The organism is Streptomyces erythrochromogenes (assembly GCF_036170895.1).
In the GTDB taxonomy this organism is placed as follows: Bacteria; Actinomycetota; Actinomycetes; order Streptomycetales; family Streptomycetaceae; genus Streptomyces; species Streptomyces erythrochromogenes.
Window position 1 is genome coordinate 6,954,451 of sequence record NZ_CP108036.1, and the last position, 20,715, is coordinate 6,975,165.

Annotated in this window: 15 protein-coding genes; 13 read left to right on the forward strand and 2 right to left on the reverse strand. The window is 72.9% G+C overall.

Annotated features, from left to right (window positions below):
• Positions 1-366 precede the first annotated feature (366 nt).
• The 4 genes from wecB (at position 367) to OHA91_RS31920 (ending at position 5,085) form a co-directional block, all read left to right on the forward strand.
• The gene (wecB, locus tag OHA91_RS31905) at positions 367-1,563 is read left to right on the forward strand and encodes a non-hydrolyzing UDP-N-acetylglucosamine 2-epimerase (protein ID WP_031155390.1); all 1,197 of its coding nucleotides are present in this window, start codon (positions 367-369) and stop codon (positions 1,561-1,563) included.
• Between the two features lie 75 nt (positions 1,564-1,638).
• Positions 1,639-2,421: a hypothetical protein gene (locus tag OHA91_RS31910; RefSeq protein ID WP_051893506.1), complete on the forward strand. Its 783-nt coding sequence runs from the start codon at positions 1,639-1,641 to the stop codon at positions 2,419-2,421.
• On the forward strand, positions 2,418-3,665 hold the full coding sequence (locus tag OHA91_RS31915) for an FG-GAP repeat domain-containing protein (protein ID WP_031155386.1): 1,248 nt from the start codon (positions 2,418-2,420) through the stop codon (positions 3,663-3,665). The genes OHA91_RS31910 and OHA91_RS31915 overlap by 4 nt, the downstream gene beginning before the upstream one ends.
• A 196-nt stretch (positions 3,666-3,861) precedes the next feature.
• Positions 3,862-5,085: an acyltransferase family protein gene (locus OHA91_RS31920; protein ID WP_266503411.1), complete on the forward strand. Its 1,224-nt coding sequence runs from the start codon at positions 3,862-3,864 to the stop codon at positions 5,083-5,085.
• Between the two features lie 17 nt (positions 5,086-5,102).
• Here OHA91_RS31920 and OHA91_RS31925 read toward each other — a convergent pair whose 3' ends face one another.
• The gene (locus tag OHA91_RS31925; RefSeq protein ID WP_051893503.1) at positions 5,103-6,020 is read right to left on the reverse strand and encodes a helix-turn-helix domain-containing protein; all 918 of its coding nucleotides are present in this window, start codon (positions 6,018-6,020) and stop codon (positions 5,103-5,105) included.
• A 166-nt stretch (positions 6,021-6,186) separates the two neighbouring features.
• Here OHA91_RS31925 and OHA91_RS31930 point away from each other — a divergent pair, with 166 nt between their 5' ends.
• The 8 genes from OHA91_RS31930 to OHA91_RS31965 all read left to right on the forward strand — a co-directional run bounded on the left by OHA91_RS31930 (position 6,187) and on the right by OHA91_RS31965 (position 13,482).
• On the forward strand, positions 6,187-7,602 hold the full coding sequence (locus OHA91_RS31930; RefSeq protein ID WP_328740491.1) for an MFS transporter: 1,416 nt from the start codon (positions 6,187-6,189) through the stop codon (positions 7,600-7,602).
• 72 nt (positions 7,603-7,674) lie between these two features.
• Positions 7,675-8,556: an alpha/beta hydrolase gene (locus tag OHA91_RS31935; protein ID WP_051893621.1), complete on the forward strand. Its 882-nt coding sequence runs from the start codon at positions 7,675-7,677 to the stop codon at positions 8,554-8,556.
• 48 nt (positions 8,557-8,604) lie between these two features.
• Complete coding sequence (locus OHA91_RS31940) at positions 8,605-9,123, forward strand: hypothetical protein (RefSeq protein ID WP_266503419.1); 519 nt, start codon at positions 8,605-8,607, stop codon at positions 9,121-9,123.
• Between the two features lie 13 nt (positions 9,124-9,136).
• Positions 9,137-10,102 carry an MsnO8 family LLM class oxidoreductase gene (locus OHA91_RS31945; RefSeq protein WP_266503421.1) on the forward strand — a complete coding sequence of 322 codons (966 nt, stop codon included), beginning with the start codon at positions 9,137-9,139 and terminating at the stop codon, positions 10,100-10,102.
• Positions 10,103-10,229: 127 nt separating this feature from the next.
• Complete coding sequence (locus tag OHA91_RS31950) at positions 10,230-10,967, forward strand: tyrosine-protein phosphatase (protein ID WP_266503423.1); 738 nt, start codon at positions 10,230-10,232, stop codon at positions 10,965-10,967.
• 126 nt (positions 10,968-11,093) lie between these two features.
• Positions 11,094-12,038 carry a hypothetical protein gene (locus OHA91_RS31955; RefSeq protein WP_031156424.1) on the forward strand — a complete coding sequence of 315 codons (945 nt, stop codon included), beginning with the start codon at positions 11,094-11,096 and terminating at the stop codon, positions 12,036-12,038.
• Positions 12,039-12,056: 18 nt separating this feature from the next.
• Positions 12,057-12,680 carry a hypothetical protein gene (locus OHA91_RS31960; protein WP_037633730.1) on the forward strand — a complete coding sequence of 208 codons (624 nt, stop codon included), beginning with the start codon at positions 12,057-12,059 and terminating at the stop codon, positions 12,678-12,680.
• Complete coding sequence (locus OHA91_RS31965; RefSeq protein WP_031156426.1) at positions 12,661-13,482, forward strand: inositol monophosphatase family protein; 822 nt, start codon at positions 12,661-12,663, stop codon at positions 13,480-13,482. Before OHA91_RS31960 ends, OHA91_RS31965 begins: the two co-directional genes overlap by 20 nt.
• A gap of 15 nt (positions 13,483-13,497) precedes the next feature.
• Here OHA91_RS31965 and OHA91_RS31970 read toward each other — a convergent pair whose 3' ends face one another.
• Positions 13,498-14,688: an SLC13 family permease gene (locus OHA91_RS31970; RefSeq protein ID WP_266503429.1), complete on the reverse strand. Its 1,191-nt coding sequence runs from the start codon at positions 14,686-14,688 to the stop codon at positions 13,498-13,500.
• Positions 14,689-14,851: 163 nt separating this feature from the next.
• On the opposite strand from OHA91_RS31970, the gene OHA91_RS31975 reads away from it, so the two are divergent.
• Positions 14,852-20,713, forward strand: coding sequence for a WD40 domain-containing protein (locus OHA91_RS31975; RefSeq protein ID WP_408059248.1), 5,862 nt, complete (start codon positions 14,852-14,854; stop codon positions 20,711-20,713).
• Positions 20,714-20,715 lie beyond the last annotated feature (2 nt).

Here is a 20,715-nt window from a genome sequence, read left to right on the forward strand (position 1 = left end):
GGACGGATGACGGCCGGCGGGTGACCGCCGGCGGTCCGGCGTCCCCCACGCGACCCTGCCCGCGGTCCCGCGACCGTCATCCCTGCTCAGAAGCCCCGCACTCCCTTCCCCGGAGTGCGGGGCTTCTGGCGTTCCCGGCCAGGTGTTCGAGTGGCCGAGGCGGTTCGTTGACTGTCCGGGCGGCTCCGGGAAAGCTGATTGCAGGCCGGAAGAGGGCAGCCGAAAAGGGCCCCTCGCAGAGCGATCCGATCCCCTGGCCGCACCCTCGCACACCCCTCAGACACGCCCGCGGCACCGCCGTGCCGCGCCCCTTCCCCCGCCATGCCACGGCGCGATTCCCACCGCGCCAGAGAGAAAGAGGAAGCCATGCGTTCCGTCGCCGTAGTCCTCGGCACCCGGCCGGAAGCCATCAAGTTCGCGCCGGTCATCCGCGCCCTCCAGGACGACCCGCGCTTCGAGCCCGTCGTGATCTCCACCGGCCAGCACCGCCAGATGCTGGACGAGACCCTCGACGCCTTCGGCCTCACCGCCGACGTCGACCTGAAGGTGATGGCGCCCAAGCAGACCCTCTCCCAGGTCACCTACCGCTCGCTGCGCGGCCTGGAGGACTACTTCGCCGCCTCGCCCGCCGACGCGGTCCTGGTCCACGGGGACACCGCCACCACCCTCACCGGCGCCCTGGCCGGTTTCCACCTGCGGATCCCCGTCGTCCACGTCGAGGCCGGACTGCGCAGCGGCCGGCTCGGCTCGCCCTTCCCCGAGGAGGGCAACAGACGGCTCGTCGCGCAGGTCGCCGCACTCCACCTGGCCCCCACCCCCGGCAACCTGGCGAACCTGCTGCGCGAGGGCATCGCCGCCGACACCGTCACCGTCACCGGCAACACCGTCATCGACGCCCTGCGCTGGGCCAGCGGCCGTGCGGAGAGCTACGGCGACCCGGCCCTGGCCGACCTCGACAGCGACCCGCGGCGGGTCGTCCTGGCCTCCGCGCACCGCCGCGAGGCCTGGCCGCACCTGCCCGAGATCGGCCGGGCCCTCGCCCGCATCGCCGACGAGCCCGGCGTGCGCGTCGTCGTACCGCTCCACCGCAACCCCGTCGTCCGCGAGGCGCTCCTGCCGCACATCGGCAACCACCCGGGCATCACCGTCACCGACCCGCTGCCCTACCTCAGCTTCTGCAAGCTCATGGGCCGCGCCGACATCATCGTCTCGGACAGCAGCGGCAGCCAGGAGGAGGGCCCCGCCCTCGGCAAGCCCACGCTCGTCCTCGGCAACGTCACCGAGCGCTCCGAGGCCATTGTCGCCGGTACCGCCTGCCTCGTCGGCACGGCCACCGAGGGGATCGTCGCCCACACCCTGGAGCTGCTGCGCGACCGGGTCGCCTACGACCGGATGGCCAACGCCGCCAACCCGTACGGCGACGGACAGGCCACCGAGCGCACCGTCGCCGCCCTCGCCCACTTCTTCGGCATGGGCCCCGCCCCCGAACCCTTCGTCCCCGACGACGCCGTCGACGAGCTCAGCGTCGAGCTCGCCCGTACGGCCGACTTCGCCCGCACCTGAGCCCGTAGCGAAGCCCGCAGCCGAGCCCGCAGCCGAGTCCGTGCCCGGGCCCGCACCCGATCGAGAGGAGCGCGCATGAGCGCCACCCCGTCCGCCGTCGAACGCCCGCTGAACTTCAGCTCCCCGTACCTGAGGGCCCACCTCGTGCGCGACGCCGTGGACTACACCGTCGAAGGCCGCACCATCGTCGTCAACCCCGGAGTGACGCCCGTGACCATCGCGGAGGAACCCCGCAAGACCATCCCCCCGCTCTCCTCCACCGTCCTCGCCGACACCCGCATCGAGAAGGCCGACGCGCTCCTCCTCCTGCGCTCCGCCCCCGATGGCACCGACATCACCGGCATCACCGCGGAACCCGGCTGGTCCCACCTCGCCGACCTCCTCGGCCCCGGCGAGTTCCCCCGCGAGACCGCCCTCCACCGCAGTCCCCAGGACGACATCAACACCGTCCTGTTCGACCCGGCCCACGTGCTCGGCGAGCGCGAGAACGCCACGGACCTGCGCGAGTTCAACGTCCGCGCCAACCTCTGGTTCTCACCCGCCGGCACCGACTGCGCCGTCCACAACAGCCACGACTTCATCGAGGTCCACACCCAGGTCCACGGCCTCGGCCGGATGCAGCGCTTTCGGGACCGCGACCACGCCTCGCTCTACCAGGACGTCCTGATGAGCCCCGGCTACACCACCCCGGACCCGTTCTGCGCCACCGGCCCCCAGTGCACCTACCACTACCCCTGGCACCAGTACCGGGCCGACACCGACTGCATCTGGCTCGCCATCGAGTACCACCCCGTACCCCGCGCGCTGCGCACCCTCCACCCCGTGACCACCCCGAACCCTCTGGAGAACCACTCGTGACCACCACCGGCAGCACCAACGAAACCGCCCTGCGCGCCCCGAAGTTCACCGCCGAGGTCGTCGCCGACCAGCTCCGCGACGGCTACTGGCTGGAGGCCCCGGACATCGACGGCGACGGCAGGCCCGACCTCTTCGGCTACGGGCTCCGCCTCGGCGAGATCTACTGGTACGCCAACGACGGGGACTGGACCCGCCGCCTGATAGCCGACCGGATCAAGATGCCCGTCGGCGCCGACTACGCCGACGTCACCGGAAACGGCCACCCCGACGTCATCGTCTGCTACGACCTGTACGGCCCGATCGGCACGATCCACGACGCCAACACCGAAGGCGGCAAGATCGACTGGCTGGAGAACCCGGGCACCCCAGACAAGGACGAGTCCCGCTGGAAGCGCCACTACGTCGGCCGCGCCACCGGCATGCACCGCCTGCGCGCAGGCCACTTCACCCGCACCGACCGGCTCCAGATCATCGGCCTCCCGATCGTCGCCAAGGAGGACGTCCACGCCGTCCTGCCCGTCGTGCTCTTCACCCAGCCCGACGACGTGCACACGGCGGAGGAATGGGAGATGACCGTCATCGACGACAGCCACTTCCGGATGATCCACGGCGCCGAGAAGAAGAAGGGCCTGATCCCCGGTTCCGACCTGGAGTCCCTGCTGCTCGCCTCCGACGAGGGCGTCACCTGGCTCCACTACGACGAGGCCCGCCAGGAGTGGATCCGGGAGCTGATCGGCACGGGCGAGCTCACGCAGTTCGAGCAGACCGGATTCCGCGGCAGCGGCGACCTCAACGCAGGCCGCCTCGGCGACGACCCGATGGCCTACGTCGCCGCCGTCGAGCCCTTCCACGGCAACACGGTGGCCGTCTACACCAAGGCCGGCGGCGGCCACGGCTGGAACCGCGTCCTGCTCGACGTGTACGGCGACCCCAACGAGAACGGCGAGGGCCCCGGCCACCAGATCGTCTGCGCCGACTTCGACGGCGACGGCGACGACGAGTTCCTCGTGGCGCTGCGCGGCCCGTGGCCGTGGCAGGGGGTCATGTACTACAAGGCGATCGACGCCGCCAACGGCATCTGGGCCAAGTGGCGGGTCTCCGACGAGTCCGTCGCCCGCATCGCCACCGCCGACTTCAACGGCGACGGCCGCCTGGACTTCGCCACCATCGCTTACTCCGTGCAGAACTACTACGTGGCCAAGGACGCCAAGCTCGTGGTCCACCGCAACCAGATCGAACAGTAGGGGACCAGCGCGCCGGCCCCCCGCGGCCGGCCCCCGGCCCCGCGCGAACTCCGAGCCCCCGACGGGCAGTCCCGCCTTCCGCGACGCCCCTGCGCGCGCCGCCCGGGACCGTGTCCCCGCCGCACGGCGGACCACGGCCCCGGGGGCCGTCCCTCACGAAACCTCTTCCGCACCTCTTCCGAAAGAGCGATTCCCTGTGGCCTCCACGACGTCCTCCGACGCCGCGAAGCGGGCGAAGCTGCCCTCACTGACCGGCCTGCGGTTCTTCGCCGCCCTCTCCGTCTTCTTCTTCCACTCGTCCCTGACCGACTCCCCGATCCCGCCCAACGCCCCCATCAACCCCTTCGCCGACGCCGGCATCGCGGACTGGTTCTCCACCGCCTTCGGCAAGGCCGGCTACCTGGGCGTCTCCTTCTTCTTCGTCCTCTCCGGCTTCGTCCTCGCCTGGGCCGCCAAGCCCGGCGAGCCCGTCACCGCGTTCCTGCGCCGCCGACTGCTGAAGATCTTCCCCAACCACATCGTCGTCTTCGCAGCCGCGATGGTCCTCTTCGCCGGATCGGCCGTCACCGGCGTCGCCGACTGGCTCCCGAACCTCCTGCTCATCCACACCTGGTGGCCGCAGCCCACCGTCAACCTCAGCGTCAACCCGCCCAGCTGGTCCCTCGGCAGCGAGCTGCTCTTCTACATGCTCTTCCCCGCGCTCATCGTCCCGATCCGGGGGCTCCGCGGCCGGGCCGCCCTGTGGGGCTGGAGCGCCGCGATGGTCGCCGGCATGGTCGCCGTCCAGCTCATCGCCACCTACTTTGTCCCCGACACCCCGAAGTCCACCATCACGCCCATCTCCGGAATGCAGTTCTGGTTCGGCTACCTGCTGCCCGCCGGCCGCCTCTTCGAGTTCGTCCTCGGCATCCTGCTCGCCCGGATCGTCCTCGCGGGACTGTGGCCGCGCCGCGTCGGCCTCGGCGTCTCCCTGGCCCTGACCGTTCTCGGCTACGCCGCCGCGCTCGTCGCCCCGTTCCAGTACGGGTTCGTCGTCGCCACGATCATCCCGGTCGCCGCGCTCATCGGGGCCACCGCCCACGCCGACGTCCAGGGCCGCGCCACCTTCCTGCGCAGCCGGACCATGGTCTGGCTCGGCGAGGTCTCCTTCGGCTTCTACCTCGTCCAGGGCGTCACGATCTTCTACCTGCGCTCGCTCCTGGGCGAGCACACCTACAGCGTTCCCGTCGCCCTGATGGTGATCGCAGGCTTCTTCGCCGCCTCGCTGCTCGGCGGCTGGCTCCTCTTCCGCTTCGTCGAGATGCCCGCCATGCGCCGCTTCGGCCGCGCCAGGACCCGTACGCCGTCCGCCCCGGTCCCGACTCCGGCCCACGAGCCGTCCGGGGACCGGACCCCGGTCAGCGCGGCCGCCCGCGACTGACCCGCTCGCCCACCGCCCTACCGCTCACCGCCCGCGTCGGCATCAGCCGGCGCGGGCTCCGGCGTACCCCGGCCCCTACCCGCCGGTCCGGCGGTCAGGCTCGACAGCATGCGCAGCGCCGCGTCGGAGGGGGAGGACTCGGGGGCGCTGTAGAGCAGCATCCGGTGGTTGGTGCCGTCGGTGAGGTGCAGGTTCTCGAAGTCGAGGGTCAGCGGGCCCACCACCGGATGGTGCAGGGTCTTCGTACCGACCGTGCAGTCCCGTACCGGGTGCTTCGACCAGAGGGAGGCGAAATCGGGGCTCTGCAGCATGAGCGAGCCGATGAGCTCGGCCAGCGCGCGGTCCTCGGGATTGCGTCCCGCGACCAGACGCAGCGCCGCCAGCGCCACCCGGGCCTCGCTCTTCCAGTCCGTGTACAGCTCCCGGGTGTGCGGGTCGAGGAACAGCATCCGCGTGAGGTTCGGGCGTACCGCGGGATCCTCGGGACTCGCGAAGTCCAGGTGCCCGGCGAGCAGGGCGTGCCCCAGCGGGTTCCAGGCGAGTACGTTGTTGCGGCCGTCCAGCACCACGGCGGGGACCTGCGGCATCGCGCCGATCAGCCGGCGCGTGGTGTCGCGGGCGTACTCGGGGCGGGGCGACGGGGCCCGCTTGGCACGCGGCGGACGGGCCAGGTTGTGCAGGTGCGCGTGCTCGTCCGGGGTCAGGCGCAGCGCGCGGGCCAGGGCGTCGAGGACGCTGTCCGAGGCGTTCGTGCTCTGGCCCTGCTCCAGGTGCGTGTAGTACGTGATGCTCACGCCGGCCAGCAGGGCGAGCTCCTCGCGCCGCAGCCCGGGCACGCGCCGGCGGGTGCCGTGGGACGGGAGCCCGACGTCCTCGGGCTGGAGCTGGGCGCGACGGGTGCGGAGGAACTCTCCCAGAGCGGTCGGTGTGTCCATGCCTTCCAGTGTGCCGGGGGAGGGCGCCGGGCGCCGCCCCGGAAGGTGGCCCTGGGAGTGCTAGCTTGCGCGGCGCCAGCACAACCAGAGGGCTGGGTAACCCTTTCCGACCGGTCCAGAGTCGATGAGGCAACACACCGTTGCGTGATCGAGAGGAAGTCTGGCGATGTCGGTTGTCGAGGGTGCGCGGGTTGATGCGGGTGCGGGGGAGGTGCCGGCCCGTTTGGACGGGCGCCTGAGGTTGGTGCTCGTGGTGCTGCTGGTGGCGCAGTTCATGCTGGCGGTGGATTTCTCGATTTTGAATGTGGCGTTGCCGGTGATCGGTGACGGGCTTGGTTTCTCGTTGTCGAATCTGCAGTGGATCGCGACGTCGTTCGCGTTGTGTGCTGCGGGTTTCACGTTGTTGTTCGGGCGGGTTGCGGACCTGTTCGGGCGTCGGCGGCTGTTCCTGGTGGGCCTTGCGGTGCTGGGCCTGTCCTCGCTCGTGGGTGGTCTGGCGACGTCGCCGGAGATGCTGATCGCGGCGCGGGTGTTCCAGGGTCTGGCGACCGCCGCGGTGACGCCGGCGGGTCTGTCCCTGCTCACTACGTCGTTTCCCGAAGGGCCCTTGCGTCAGAAGGCGTTGGGTCTGAACGGTGCTCTGATGTCGGCGGGGTTCACGACGGGCGCGATTCTGGGTGGAGTGCTCACGGATCTGTTGTCGTGGCGGTGGGCGTTCTTCATCAACGTCCCGGTGGCGCTCGCGGTGTTGTTCATCGCTCCGACGGTGATCAAGGAGTCGCGTCCGGCGACGCGTCCGAAGCTGGACGTGCCGGGGGCGACGGCCGTCACCCTGGGTTTGCTGGCTCTGATTTACGGGTTGACGCAGGCGGGTGAGCACGGTTGGGGTGCGCCGTCTGCGCTGGGTTGGCTGGCTGCGGGTGTGGTGCTGCTGATCGTCTTCTATGCGATCGAGTCGAAGAGTTCGGCTCCGCTGGTTCCGGTTTCTGTGCTGAAGAAGAAGACGGTCGCGTGGGGGAACATCGCGGGTCTGGTCGCGTTTCTGACGGAGACCAGTCTGGTGTTCCTGATGACGCTGTATCTGCAGGAGGTGTTGGACTTCTCGCCGCTGACGGCGGGTCTGTCGTTCGGTGTGCTGGGTGTGGGCACGGTGATCGGTGGTTCGATCGCGCCGCGGGTGATCGGTGCGGTGGGTACGCGGTCGACGTTGATCGTCGGTGGTGTGCTGCAGGCGGTGGCGACGTTGAGCCTGGTGGCGTTGGGTGAGACGTCGGCGTCGATGTGGCTGCTGTTGGTTGCGACGTTCGCGGGTGGTGTGGGCAACATGCTGGTGATCGTCGGGTTCATGGTGACCGCGACGACGGGTCTGCCGGACCATGAGCAGGGTATGGCGACGGGTCTGGCGACGATGACGCAGCAGATCGGCATCACGATGGGCACGCCCATCATGTCCGCGGTCGCCGCGGCCAACACCGACATCCATGCCGGCATCACCACCGCGGTCATCGTCAACACCGCCATCGTCGTGGTCGGCATCCTCACCACCGTCCTCTTCCTCCGCACCAAGCAGCCCGGCAACTAAGGCAACTCCGCCTTGTGACAGACCTGCCGAGGCGGCGAACGTTGGCCCCAGGCACGGAGGGAAGGAACCCCGATGGCAACACCCACCCACTCGGCCGCCGGACAGAGCCGTGCCCGGGTCCGCTGGGAGCACGCGAGCATCCCCTCCCCGTCCGGCCCCGTCCCCGCCCGGGTGTACCGGCCGGCGGCATCCGCACCGCAGGGCTGGCTGGTCTGGGCCCACGGAGGCAGCTGGCGAGCCGGATCCGCCCAGGACTGGCACGGCCCCACCGCCGAACTCTCCCTGATCTCCGGCTTCGCCGTCGCCAGCGTCGACTACCGGCTGGTCCCCGAGGTACGCCACCCGGCCATGGTCGAGGACGTACTGGCGGCGCTCGCCTGGGCCCGGGAACAGGCCGTGGAACGGGCAGGGGAGCGGGCCGGGGAATCCCTACCCGTCGCGGTCGGCGGAGACAGCGCGGGAGCCACCCTCGCCGCCTGCGCCGCCCTCGCCTGCCGCGACCGGGCCCTTCCGCTGGCCGCCCAGCTCCTCGCCTACCCGCCGCTGGACCCCGGTTGTACGGCGGCCTCGTACCACCGCTACCCCGACATGTTCCCCACCGCCTCCTACCTGATGGCGGCCTGGCAGGACTACCGGGACCCGGGCCGGCCCGCCGCCGCCGACGGCACCCCGCTCTACAGCACCCCCTTCGAGGCGGCCGACCTGCGCGGCGTGGCTCGGGCCGTCCTGGCCACCGGCGACCTCGACCCCGTCGGCGACGACGTACACCGCTACGCGCGCCTGCTGCACACGGCCGGAGTGGAGGTCACCCTGCGGGAGTTCGGGCAGACCGGCCACGGGGCGTTCCTCCAGCCCGGCCGCGCCACGGGCAGCGGCCCCGAGACGACTTCCCTGCGCGGCTGGCTGGGTGTGGCCCTGCGCCTGCTCACCTCACCGGCCGCCCCCGGCGCCTGAGGCGCCCCTTCCACCCCCTCCGTTCAACCCATCCCACATGGAGCCGACATGAGCCCCGACACACCCAACCTCGACGCCCTGCTCCGGCACTTCGCCGACCTCCGCGACGGCCACCACGGCGGCGCCGTCACCCGTCCCGACAAGGAGGAGCACTTCCGCACCGCCGCCCGGCTCCTCGACCCGTACGCCCGACAGGCACTCGCCGAACTCAACGACGAACTCCTCCTCGGGCAGGGCGTGGTCGACGCCAGCGGCGTGCAACGCGCCGACGACGGGAGCCTCTTCCACGCCTGGACCCTCTGGTGGGACGAGCAGTCGACCGCCGACATCCCGCCGGTGACGCTCTACGCCCACTACGGCGCGGGCTTCCACCACCCCCACCTGCGCGGCGCCACGGTCTCCGAATGGCCGCTCAACGTCTTCGACGAGGAGCAGGCCGCCGCCGAACTCCCCACGATGCGCGCCATCGCCGCCGCCGACCTGCACAACCTCGTCTTCGAACGGGACTTCAGGATCGTCCCGGCGACCGTGGCGGGCGCCACCGGCCTCCCCGCCCACCAGCACTGAAAGGCCGTCCGTCATGACGAAGCCGCGACTGTCCGTACTGGACCAGACCCCCGTCGGCGAGGACCACACCGCGGACCAGGCGCTGCGCGCCTCCGTGGACCTCGCCCGGGCCGCCGAGGACCTCGGGTACACCCGCTACTGGGCCGCCGAGCACCACGGTTCCCCGGGCTTCGCGAGCAGCGCCCCCGAGATCCTCGCGGGAGCCCTGCTCGCCCACACCTCGCGCATGCGGATCGGCACCGGCGGGGTACTGCTGCCCCGCTACGACCCGGCGAAGGTCGCCGAGGTCTTCGGGGTCCTCGCCTCCCTCCACCCGGGCCGCGTCGACCTCGGCATCGGCCGGGCCGGCGGCCCCGCACGGGACTTCCCGCAGCGGCTGGCGGACTTGCGGACGCTGCTCGGCGCGGGCGGCGTCGTACCGCACCCGCCCGTCCCGCCGCAGATGTGGCTCCTGGGCGCGGGCCGCGAGTCGGCGCGGCTGGCCGGCCTGCTGGGCACCGGGTTCGCGTTCGGGCACTTCTTCTCCCCGGCCGGCGGGGCGGAGGCGTTCGACGACTACCGCTCCCAGTTCCGCCGGGCCACCGGCCGGCCCGCGGGCGGCGCCCTCGCGGTACGCGTGGTCACGGCCGACAGCGCCGGCCGCGCCGAGGAGCTGGCCCAGAGCCTGCTGCTGTGGCGCGCCCGCAAGGACCTCGGCCAGGACGCGCCGCTGCCGTCGTACGAGACCACGCGCCGCCACCGCTGGACCGGCGCGGAGCTGGAGCGGGCCAAGGTGCACCGCACGGCCCTGGTCTCCGGGGCGCCCGAGCAGGTGCACGCCGTACTGACGGGGCTCGCCGCCACCCACGGGGTGGACGAGCTGATCGTCAACACCCTCACGGCCGACCCGTCCGACCGGCGGCGCTCCTACGAGCTGCTGGCCGAGGCCTTCGACCTGCCGGCGGACCGCCGGGAAGCAGCAGTGCCGGCCGCGCGCTAGACCAGTGTCCCGCGGATCCCGCCGTGCCCGCGACGCCCGTCACCGGGCGCCGCGGGCCGGGCCGGGTGATCTACGGTGGGCCCAGGGCGGTGTCCGGGAGCGGCGCCGCGGACGAGGGGGAGCGTCGATGGACCGGCACGTCGCATTCGAGAACCTGCACAACTTCCGTGACCTGGGCGGCTACGGGGGCGCCGACGGCAGAACCGTCCGGTGGCGGACCCTGTACCGCGCCGACTCACTGGGCAAGCTGCGCGGCGCCGACTGGGACACGTTCCTGGAGCTGGGCGTCGGCACCGTGATCGACCTGCGCTACCCGTGGGAGATAGCGGCCAAGGGCCGGGTGCCCGAGGCGGAGCGGTTGAAGTACGTCAACCTGAGCATCGAGCACCGGCCCTACGACCAGGCCGAGATCGACCCCGGCACCGACCCCTGGCGCTACCTCGCCGACCGGTTCGCGGAGGTCACCGAGGACGGCGCCGAGGAGATCCGGCAGGTCCTGGAGACGATCGCCGAAGCGCCCGGGCCGCTGGTCTTCCACTGCACTTCGGGCAAGGACCGGACCGGGCTGATCGCCGCGTTCGTCCTCACCCTGCTCGGTGTCCCCGAGGAGCAGGTCCTCGCCGACTTCGCGCTCACCGAGCTGGCCACCGAACGCCTCACCGCCGACTGGCGGGCCGCCAACCCGGACCGGGTCATGAAGTGGCCGAGCTACGGCCGTGCCCCGGCGGTGATCATGGAGCTGGTGCTGGCGGACCTCCAGGCCCGCCACGGCTCGGTGCACGGCTATCTCAAGAACCGCGCGGGGCTCTCGGACCGGACCGCCGAGCGGCTGCGCGCCCGGCTGCTGACGCCCGCCGACGCCTGACACCTTCCGGGCCGCGCGGCGTGAACCGGCGTGCGCGCGGGCGCTGTTGCGCGACGCGAAGTCGCTCTGGTGGCGCCGCCGGATGATCCCTACCATCGGAGCAGGGGCGGGGGAGGGGGTGCGTTCATGGCAGCGCAGGTCGGGCGGCTGGAGCGCTTCGTGGCCTGGCTGCTGCGCAACGCCGACGTGGTGGTCGCCCTCTGCGTCGCGATGGCGGTCGGCTTCCTGGACATCTTCGGCGACGTCGTCAGCGACGACGTCTCCTCCGGCGCCACCCTCGTCGTCCTCGGCCTCCTCGCGACCGGCTCGATCGTGGAGCGGGTGCGCCGGCCGGCCAGCATCCACGAGGCGCTGAGCGGGACCCGCCAGGCCCTGGAGGACCTCGCCATGGTCCGCTCGCTCTCCGGCAACGAGGTCGGCGAAGCCCTGCGCAAGGCCAGGCAGCACACCAACCTCTGGTACTTCAAAGGCGGAACGGGCACCTACCTCAGGGCGGTCACCCTGCCGCTGTGCGTGGCCGCGGCCAAGGAACAGCGCTCCCAGCTCAACGTGAAGATCGACATCGTCAACCCGGCCGACGAGCGCGCCTGCGCCGCCTACGCCCGGTTCCGGCAGATGTTCGGCGGGCAGCGCCGGGGCGACGAGGTGTGGACCACCGATCGGGTCCGCCGGGAGTCGTACGCTACCGTCCTCGCCGCCTGCTGGTACCAGCGGCAGCTGACCACCCTCGAGATCAGCGTGCACCTCTCGTCCGCCGTGCCCACCCTGCGCTTCGACCTCTCCGAGACCTGCCTCGTCATCACCCAGGACGACCAGTCCCGGGTGAACCTGCTGGTGGAGCGGGGGCAACCGCTCTACGACTACTACGTCACCGAGTTGCACCAGAGCCGCGAGCAGGCCACCGTGCTCGATCTGCGGGTCGCGTCGCCCCTCGGCCAGGAGCCCACCGTCGACGAAGTGCGGACGCTCTTCGACGACCTGGGGCTCCCGCTGCCGCGCGTCTTCACCGACAGCGACATCGGCAAGATCATCGAGAAGGCCCTGCACGCGGAGGACCCCTACAGGAGGTGAGGCGCTGCGGCGCGTGCCATGGACTACGAGCTCGAAAGGACCCTTGTCTCCCTGGAGGAGATCGCCTCCGGGGACCGTGAGCTGCGCGCGGTGCGCCATCCGCTCGGGTTCCTGTGCCTGCCGCTGCTGAGAGACGGCCTGCGCGGAATCTGCGTGCACCTCTTCGAGGCCGGCAACCGAGCCGAGCCGGACGCCTCCCCCCTGCACGCCCACAGCTGGGAACTGCGCAGCCGGGTGCTGTACGGGCGGATCGCCAACCTCCCCGTACGCACCCGGGTGGTGCGGGACGGCGAGGAGGGCGCGACCCACCGGGTGTTCGAGGTGCACAGCCGCAGCGACGGCGTGGACGAGATCCGCCCCACGCCCCTGCTGGTACGCAGCGAGCCCGGTCCCGCCCACATCAGCTCCGGCGGGGAGACGTACACGCTGCCCGCGGGGGAGTTCCACGCCACCGCCCTGGAAGGCCCGGAACCGGCGGCCACCCTGGTCCACGGGCTGTCGGTCCCCGGCCGGCGCGACCTCTCGCTCGGACCGCTCGACGGCCGGCCGCGCCGCACGACCCGCCGGCTGTGCGACAAGGCGCAGACCGTGCGCAGCGTCCACACCGTCCTCAGGAGGATCGATGCCCAGCAACGGGCCTGATTTCGACCGCGAGCGGCGGATCGCCGTCGCCGCGGCGGAGGAGGCGGGCGGTCTGCTGCGCAGGCGCTTCGGGGCCGCGTACTGCCTGCGGACCAAGGACGAGTCGGGGGACGTCCAGGTCGACCTCGACCTCGCCGCCGAGGAACTCGTACTGGGACGGATCCAGCGGCACTTCCCGGACGACCGGATCCTGTCCGAGGAGGCCGGCCTGCTGGACGCGGCGGGCGAGCGCACCTGGCTGGTCGACCCGCTGGACGGCAGCAACAACGTCGCGATCGGCCTGCCCGCCTACGCGGTCGGCATCGGGCTGTGCCTGGCCGGCGTCCCGGTGCTGGGCGTGGTGCACGAGCCGGTCACCGGACAGACCTGGCACGCGGTCAGAGGGCACGGGGCGCACGGCGGCGCCGGGGTGCTGACGGGGCCCGCGCCCGGGCCGCCGGGCCCCGGACCCGTCGTCGCCTGGACCCAGGGGTACGCCGTGCGGCGCGGTGACGCGACGGCGGTGGCCCTGCGCGGTGCGCTGGAGCTCCACTGCCGGCGGGTCCTCCAGCTGTGGGCGCCGCTGCTCGGCTGGAGCCTGCTGGCACGCGGCACCATCGACGCCTTCGTCGGCTACCGGGCCGAGGGCGTGGACCTGCCGACGGGGGCGCTGCTCGCCGCCGAGGCGGGGGTGGAGCTGCGCACGCTGTCCGGCGCGCCCTTCACCCCCGGATTCGCCGGGGACGACTCCGGGCGCAGCTTCGTCGCGGCGCGCGGCGAGACCCTGGCGCACCTGCTGCGGGAGGTGGGCGCCGTCGCCTGAGGGGTCGTCGCCGCCTCAGGTGGTGGCGGCCAGGGCCAGCGTCGCCGCCAGGGTGCCGGCCACCGAGAGGACCAGCCCCGTACCGAGGAAGCGGCGCATCTCGATGCGGGTGCCGTGCCAGCGGCACCGCTCGAACCACAGCAGGGTGGCCAGCGAAGCCCACGGCGTGATGACCGGGCCGACGTTGACGCCGACGAGCTGTGCGAGCAGCTGGTGGTGGTTGGCCTCGGGGATGGCCGCCTCGCCCGCCAGGTAGGCCGGCAGGTTGTTGAGCACGTTGGAGAAGCCCGCACCGACCGCGGCCGACCTCAGCATCCCGACGAGGTCGTTGTCCGAACCCATCGCCGCGGCCAGGACGTCGTGCAGCCCGTGCGCGTTGACGGTCTCCACGACCAGGAACATGCCCGGCACCAGGACGAGCAGCCGCCACGGGACCAGGGACGGGCGCAGCGCCCCGCGGTCGCGGACCGCGAAGGCCGCCACCACGACCAGCGCGGCCGCCATCGACGCCGACCACAGCGGCACGTCCGCGAGGAGCAGCGCCACGAGGAACCCGCCGCACGCGATCGCGCACACCCGGAACAGGACGCGGTCCTTGGGGCGCGGCGGAGCCGGGGGCGCGTAACTGACCGCGCCGCGCCGCCCCGGGCGCCAGTAGAAGCCCCACAGGCAGGCCATCGTCACGGCGATGGCGGCCAGCTGCGGCGCCCACATGGTGGCGGCCATCTCCGACGGGGCCAGCGCCACCCGGTCCGCGGCGAGCAGGTTCGTCAGGTTCGACACGGGGAGCAGCAGGCTCGCCGTGTTGGCCAGCCACACCGTGGTCATCGCCAGCGGGACGGCCGCGATGCCCACCCGGGTCGCCAGCGCCAGCATCACCGGGGTCAGCAGGACCGCCGTCGTGTCCAGGTTCAGGGTGATCGTCGTGACGGACGCGAACACGACGCAGAGGAGGAAGAGCAGGGCGTAGTTGCCGCGGCCCACCCGCGCCACCCAGGTGGCGACCACGTCGAAGACCTCCGCCTTGCCGGTCAGCTCGGCGAGGACGATGACCGTCGCCAGGAAGACCACCAGCGGCCCGATGCGTTGCAGGACGTCCCCGGCGGGCCCGTGCGGCAGCAGACCGGTGGCGACGCAGAGCACACCGAGTGCGAGCAGCCCGCCGGCCAGCCAGTCCAGTGGATGCAGACGCCTGAGGAAAGACACGGCGAACAGAGTCGCACACGCACGCGCCCGGACGGCAGACGGGCCCGGCCGGAACCGGACACCCCCCACGCCGGGCCCGGGTGAGCGGACCCTCACGCTCCGCGACCCGTCCTCGGCGGGAAGGGGTCGCGGCCGGAGCCCCCGCCCTACCATGGGATCCATGATGACGGACGGGCAAGTCGGGGCGCCGGCACGGGAGTTCGACTTCTTCATCAGCTACTCGCCGGCGGACGAGCAATGGGCCGCGTGGATCGCCTGGACCCTGGAGGAAGCCGGCTACCGCACGGTGGTGCAGGCCTGGGACTTCGTACCGGGGACCAACTTCATAGACTTCATGGACCGCGGAGTCAGCGAGTCCGTCGCCGTGATCGCTGTCCTGTCGCGCCACTACGAACGCTCCACCTACGGGCGCATGGAATGGCAGGCCGCGCTCCGGGCCTCCCCCGAGTCACCCGAACGACGCCTCCTGACCGTCCGGGTGGACGAGATGCCGATCGAGGGACTCCTCGCCACGATCACCTACGTCGACCTGGTGGGCGTCGCCGACACCGACACCGCCCGCTCCCTGCTGCTCACCCGGGTCGAGCAGGCCGTCGACGGGCACGCCCGCCCCGGCCGGCGGCCCGGCTACCCCGGCAGCGGATCGGGCACCGCGTCGGGCGGCGGCCCGGGCGGTGTCCGCCTCCCCGAGCAGGCCCACCGGGGCCGGCTCCGGCCGAGCGCGCTCGCCGGCCCCGGCTGGGCGGGCCGCCGCCGTCCGGCCCGGGCGCCCCTCTACCCGCAGGCCTCGCCGGCCGGCGCCGCCGGCAACGGCCAGGACGCCGTGACCGTCCTGCACCTGGCCGGTCCCGACTTCGGGCGGGGCCGCGAACCCGACTCGCTCAGCCGCCAGATCCGCGGCGACCTGATCATGCTCAGGGACGCGGGAGCCCCGTCCCCCGACCTGATGGTGGTCACCGGCGACCTCACCGCCTCCGGCAGCCCCCGCGAGTGCGACCAGGCCCTCAGCTTCCTCACCACCCTGCGCGCCCAGCTCGACCTGTCGCCCCCGCGCGTGATGGTCGTACCGGGCGCACAGGACGTGAACCAGGCCGCCTCCCAGGCCTACTTCCACACCTGCGAGGCCGACGAGGTGGCACCGCAGCCGCCGTACTGGCCCAAGTGGCGCCACTACACACGCCTGTTCCGCGGCCTCTACCAGGGTCTGGACACCGTCTTCGACAGCGACCAGCCCTGGACCCTCTTCCCGGTGCCCGAACTGAGCACGGTCGTCGCCGGATTCAACTCCTCCATCGCCTACAGCCACCGCCAGGAGGAGCAGTACGGCTTCATCGGCCGCGACCAGGCCGCCTGGTTCGCCGAGGCCATGCGCCGCTACGAGGACGAGGGCTGGCTGCGCATCGGCGCGCTGCGCCACCCGCTCACCGACGGCCGCCGCCCCGGCGACGCCGTCGGCGGCCCCGGCGGACTCCGCGACGTCGACACCCTGGCCCGGCTCGCCGCGCCGCGGCTCCACCTGCTGCTGCACGGCCCGACCGGCGGACCGCGCACTCTGTCCGCCACCCCCGGACACAGCCGGCTCACGGGACCCGCCGGCGGGCTGCCGCTCTTCGGCTCCGCGGCCCCCGCCCGCTTCCAGCTGCTCCAGGTCACCGCGGACGCCGTCACCCGGTGGGACGACCGGATCACGTCCGAGGCCGAGCGGTTCCCCGGCGAGTGGCGGCACACCCGCCGCGTCTTCCCCGTCCCCGAACTTCCCCCCGTGATCAACGTCGGGCACGCCCAGGGCAGGGCACCCCTCGACGACCCCGCCGCCGCGCTCGCCGAGCGGGTCAAGGAGATCTGCCGCGTGCGCAGGGCGGGCGTACGGCTGCGCGACGTCCCGCGCCGCGAACCGGGCGACATGGTCCAGATCATGGCCACCTGGCAGGAGCAGGAGGACGACGTCGTCCAGCAGCAGCGCATCGCCGTCCACCCCGGGACGCCCAGCGAGGAGGAGATCGACCGGTTCGTCGGCCAGGTGCACGCGACCGACTCCGGCTCCGAGGCCGTCCTCGTCCACGGCGGCGACGCGCCGGCCGGCGGGCTGCGGCACCGGGCCGCCGGCCACGGCGTACGGGTCAGGGTGCGCAGCTTCATCGAGTTCCAGGGCCTGCTCGACCTGCGCGGCTACGTCGCCGCGCAGACGGCCCGGCTCGGCAGCAGCGAGCAGTACGCCCCCGGCCTGTACCTGCCCCAGCGCTACCGCGACGCCGACCGCCCCGACGGGCAGGAGCGCGACGGCCTCGTCGAGGAGCTCCTGGAGCTACTCGAATCCGACCACGGCCGCTTCGTCCTGCTCCTCGGCGACTTCGGACACGGCAAGACCTTCGCCCTGCGCGAGCTGGCCCGCCGCATCCCCGAACAGCTCCCGCACCTGACGCCGCTGCTGATCCCGCTCAACACCCTCGACCGGGCGCACAGCCTCGAAGGCCTCGTCGCCGCCCACCTCGCGAGCCACGAGGTCGACACCATCGACCTGCGGGCGCTGCGCTACATGCTGGCCCAGGGCCGCGTCGTCCTGCTCTTCGACGGCTTCGACGAACTGGTCCACCGGGTCAGCTACGACCGGGCCGCCGACCACCTCCAGGTGCTCCTCGACGCCGCCGTCGACAACGCCAAGATCGTCGTCAGCAGCCGCACCCAGCACTTCAAGTCGCACGCCCAGGTCCTCACCGCGCTCGGCGAGCGGGTCGGACTGCTGCCGCAGCGCCGCGTCCTGTCCGTCGAGGGCTTCACCCCGGCGCAGATCCGCTCCTACCTCGTGCGCAGCTACGGCGACGAACGCGCCGCCGACCAGCGCTACCAGCTCCTGCGCAACATCCCCGACCTCCTGATGCTCTGCCGCAACCCGCGGCTGCTCTCCTTCGTCGCGGACCTGAGCCAGGACCAGCTGCGCGCGGTCGCCGGCGCCGGCCGCGCGCTCAGCGCGGCCCGGCTGTACGAGGACGTGTTCAGCTCCTGGCTCGCCTACGAGGAGGCGCGCGGCCAGGGCGGGCCCGGCGCCCCGCCCGGACTCACCGTCGACGAGCTGTGGGCGGCCGTGACCGCGCTGGCCTGGCGGCTGTGGGAGAGCGGCCGCAGCGCCCTGCGCCTGGACGAGCTCACCGAGACCGTCGCCGCCACCCTCAGCGAGCTCACCGAGTCCCCGCTCACCCCGTCCGAACGCGCCCAGGCGGTCGGCGCGGGCAGCCTGCTGGTCCGCAGCTCCGACGGCGTCTTCCAGTTCATCCACGGCTCCGTCGTCGAATGGCTCGTGGCGCGCGAAGCCGCCCGCCAGCTCGACCGCGGCCGCCACACCCTGCTCGTCGCACGCCCGCTCAGCCAGCTCGCCGTCGAGTTCTTCTGCGACCTCGCCGACCACGAACGGTGCGCCCGGTGGGTGCGCGAGGTCCTCGACGCGCCCGGCCGCGGGACCAGCGACGCCGCCCGCGCCAACGCCGTCCGGATCAGCGACCGGCTGCGGGTTCCGGCCGACGCCGACCTGAGGGGCGCCAGGCTGGCCGGCGAGGACCTCTCGCACCGGGACTTCTGCGGCGTCGACCTCTCCGACGCCGATCTCACCGATACCCGGCTGATCGGAGCCAACCTCTCGGGAGCCCTGCTGCGGGGCACCCGGCTGACCGGCGCCCGCCTCGACCGGGCCGACCTGAGCGGGGCCGACCTGACCGGCGCGAACCTCAGCCGGGCCCGCCTGACCCGGGCCGACCTGCGGGGTGCCGTGCTGACCGGCAGCCGCTGGCACCGGGCCGCGCTCATCGACGTCACCATGGACGACGCCGTGCGGGCCGCCCCCGAACTGGGAACCGCCGCGATCGCCCCCGGGATGCCGGTGGACGCCGGATTCCGGCCCTCGGCGGTCGGTGTCCCGTACGGCTTCGGCATGCGCACCAGCAGGCTGCCCGAACCCATCGCCTACAGCAGCGACGGCGAACTCCTCGCGGTCGGCAGCGAGGACGGCTCCATCCTCGTCTGCGGCGCCGACGACGGCCGGGCGGTGCGCACCCTCCAGGGACACGAAGGACGCGTCTACGCGGTGAAGTTCCGGCCGGACGTGATCGCCACCGGCGGGTCCGACGGCACCGTACGCCTCTGGGACCCGGTGACCGGTGCCTGCCGCCACATCCTGGAGATCCACCCCGACGGCGTGTGGCCGGTCTCCTTCGACGAGGCCGGCACGCTCCTCGCCACCGGCGACAGCGAAGGCCTGGTCACGGTCTGGGACGTGGCCACCGGCCGGCCCGTGCACCGGCTGCCCGGCCACACCGCGCCCGTCTACACCGCCGTCCACAGCCGCGACGGCCATCTGCTCACCGGCGACGCGGCCGCGACGGCACGGCTGTGGGACCTGAACACCGGTACGTGCGTCCGGGAGATCGACGGGCACCAAGGAGCCGTCTACCGCGCGCGGTTCAGCCCCGACGGCACCCTCTTCGCCACCGCGGACCGGGGCACGGGCACAGGCGGCGGCACCGTGCGGATCTGGCGGGCGTCCGACGCCCGGCTGCTGCACGAGTTCACCGGACACACCGGCCGCGTGTACGTCCTCGACTTCCACCCGGGCGGCAACCTCCTCGCCAGCGGCTGCACCGACGGCCAGGTCCGGCTCTGGGACCCGGTCGTCGGCACCCCCGCCGGAGTCCTCGAACGGGGCACGGGCGCCGTCTACCAGGTGCTGTTCGGCGACGACGGCGACCTCCTCGCCGCCTGCGACAGCAACGGCGCCGTCCGGCTCTGGACGGTCGCCGGCCGCCCCCACGGCTACACGATCGCCCTCCACCCCCAGCAGCCCGCCGACCACCGCGGCACCGCCTGGGCGTGCGCCTTCCGCCCCGGCGACAGCCAGCTGCTCACCGTCGGCAACGACGGAGGCGCACAGATCTGGGACTCCGCCACCGGCCAGGGCAAGCGCATCCTGCGCGGGCACGGCCGCAGGATCAGCGGCGTCGCCTTCAGCGCGGACGGCTCCCAGTTGGCGACCGCCGGCAACGACGGCGTCGTACGGCTCTGGGACACGCGCACCGGGCGGCGTACGGAGGAGCTCCGCGGCCGCGGCGACCGGCTGGTCTCCGCGGCGTTCAGCCCCGTCGGCCCCGTCCTGGCCACGGCCAGCAACGACGGCGACATGTACCTGTGGGACCCGGTGGGCGGCCACTACCTGCGCGAGCTCGACGCCGAGACCGAGCACGTGTGGGCGGAGGCCTTCAACGCCGACGGCACCCTGCTCGCCACCGCGAACGACGACGACTCGGTCCGCGTCTGGTTCCGCCCGACCGGTTCACCCGTCTCGAACCTGGCCGGGCACCGCGGCCGGGTCCGCTCCATCGCCTTCCGCTCGGACGGCGACGTGCTGGCCACCGGCTGCGACGACAGCGTCGTACGGGTGTGGGAGGCACGCAGCGGCCGCCTGGTGGAGGAGCTCGGCAGCGGCGCCGGCCACGCGGACCGGGTGTACGGCGTCGCGTACGGCCAGGGCAGCGCGTGGCTGGCGAGCGCGAGCTGGGACGGCAGCGCCATCGTCTGGCGGGACGGGCGGGCGCGCCTGCGCCTGCGCGGTCGCGGCGGACGGCTGTGGGCCGTGGCCGCCCATCCGCGCCGGCCGCTGCTGGCCGCCGCCGGCGACGACCGCGCGATCGCCCTCTGGAACGCCGACACGGGCGAGCGGATCACCGACCTCGCGGGCCACACCGGACGGGTGCTCTCCCTGGCCTTCTCCCCGGACGGCAGCCTCCTGGCGAGCGGCGCCGAGGACGGCACCGTACGGCTCTGGGGCACCCCGGCGGACGGGGAGCCGCCGTCGCTGCGCGCGACGCTGATGGGCATGGCGGGCGGCTGGGCGGCGCTGACACCGGCCGGCGGCTACAAGTACGAGGGCGACGTGGCCGGAGAGTTCTGGCACGTGGTGGGCATGTCCCGGTTCACACCGGGGGAGCTCGACGAGTACCTGCCGGGCATCCACCGGCTGCCGCTCGGCGAGGAACTCTGACG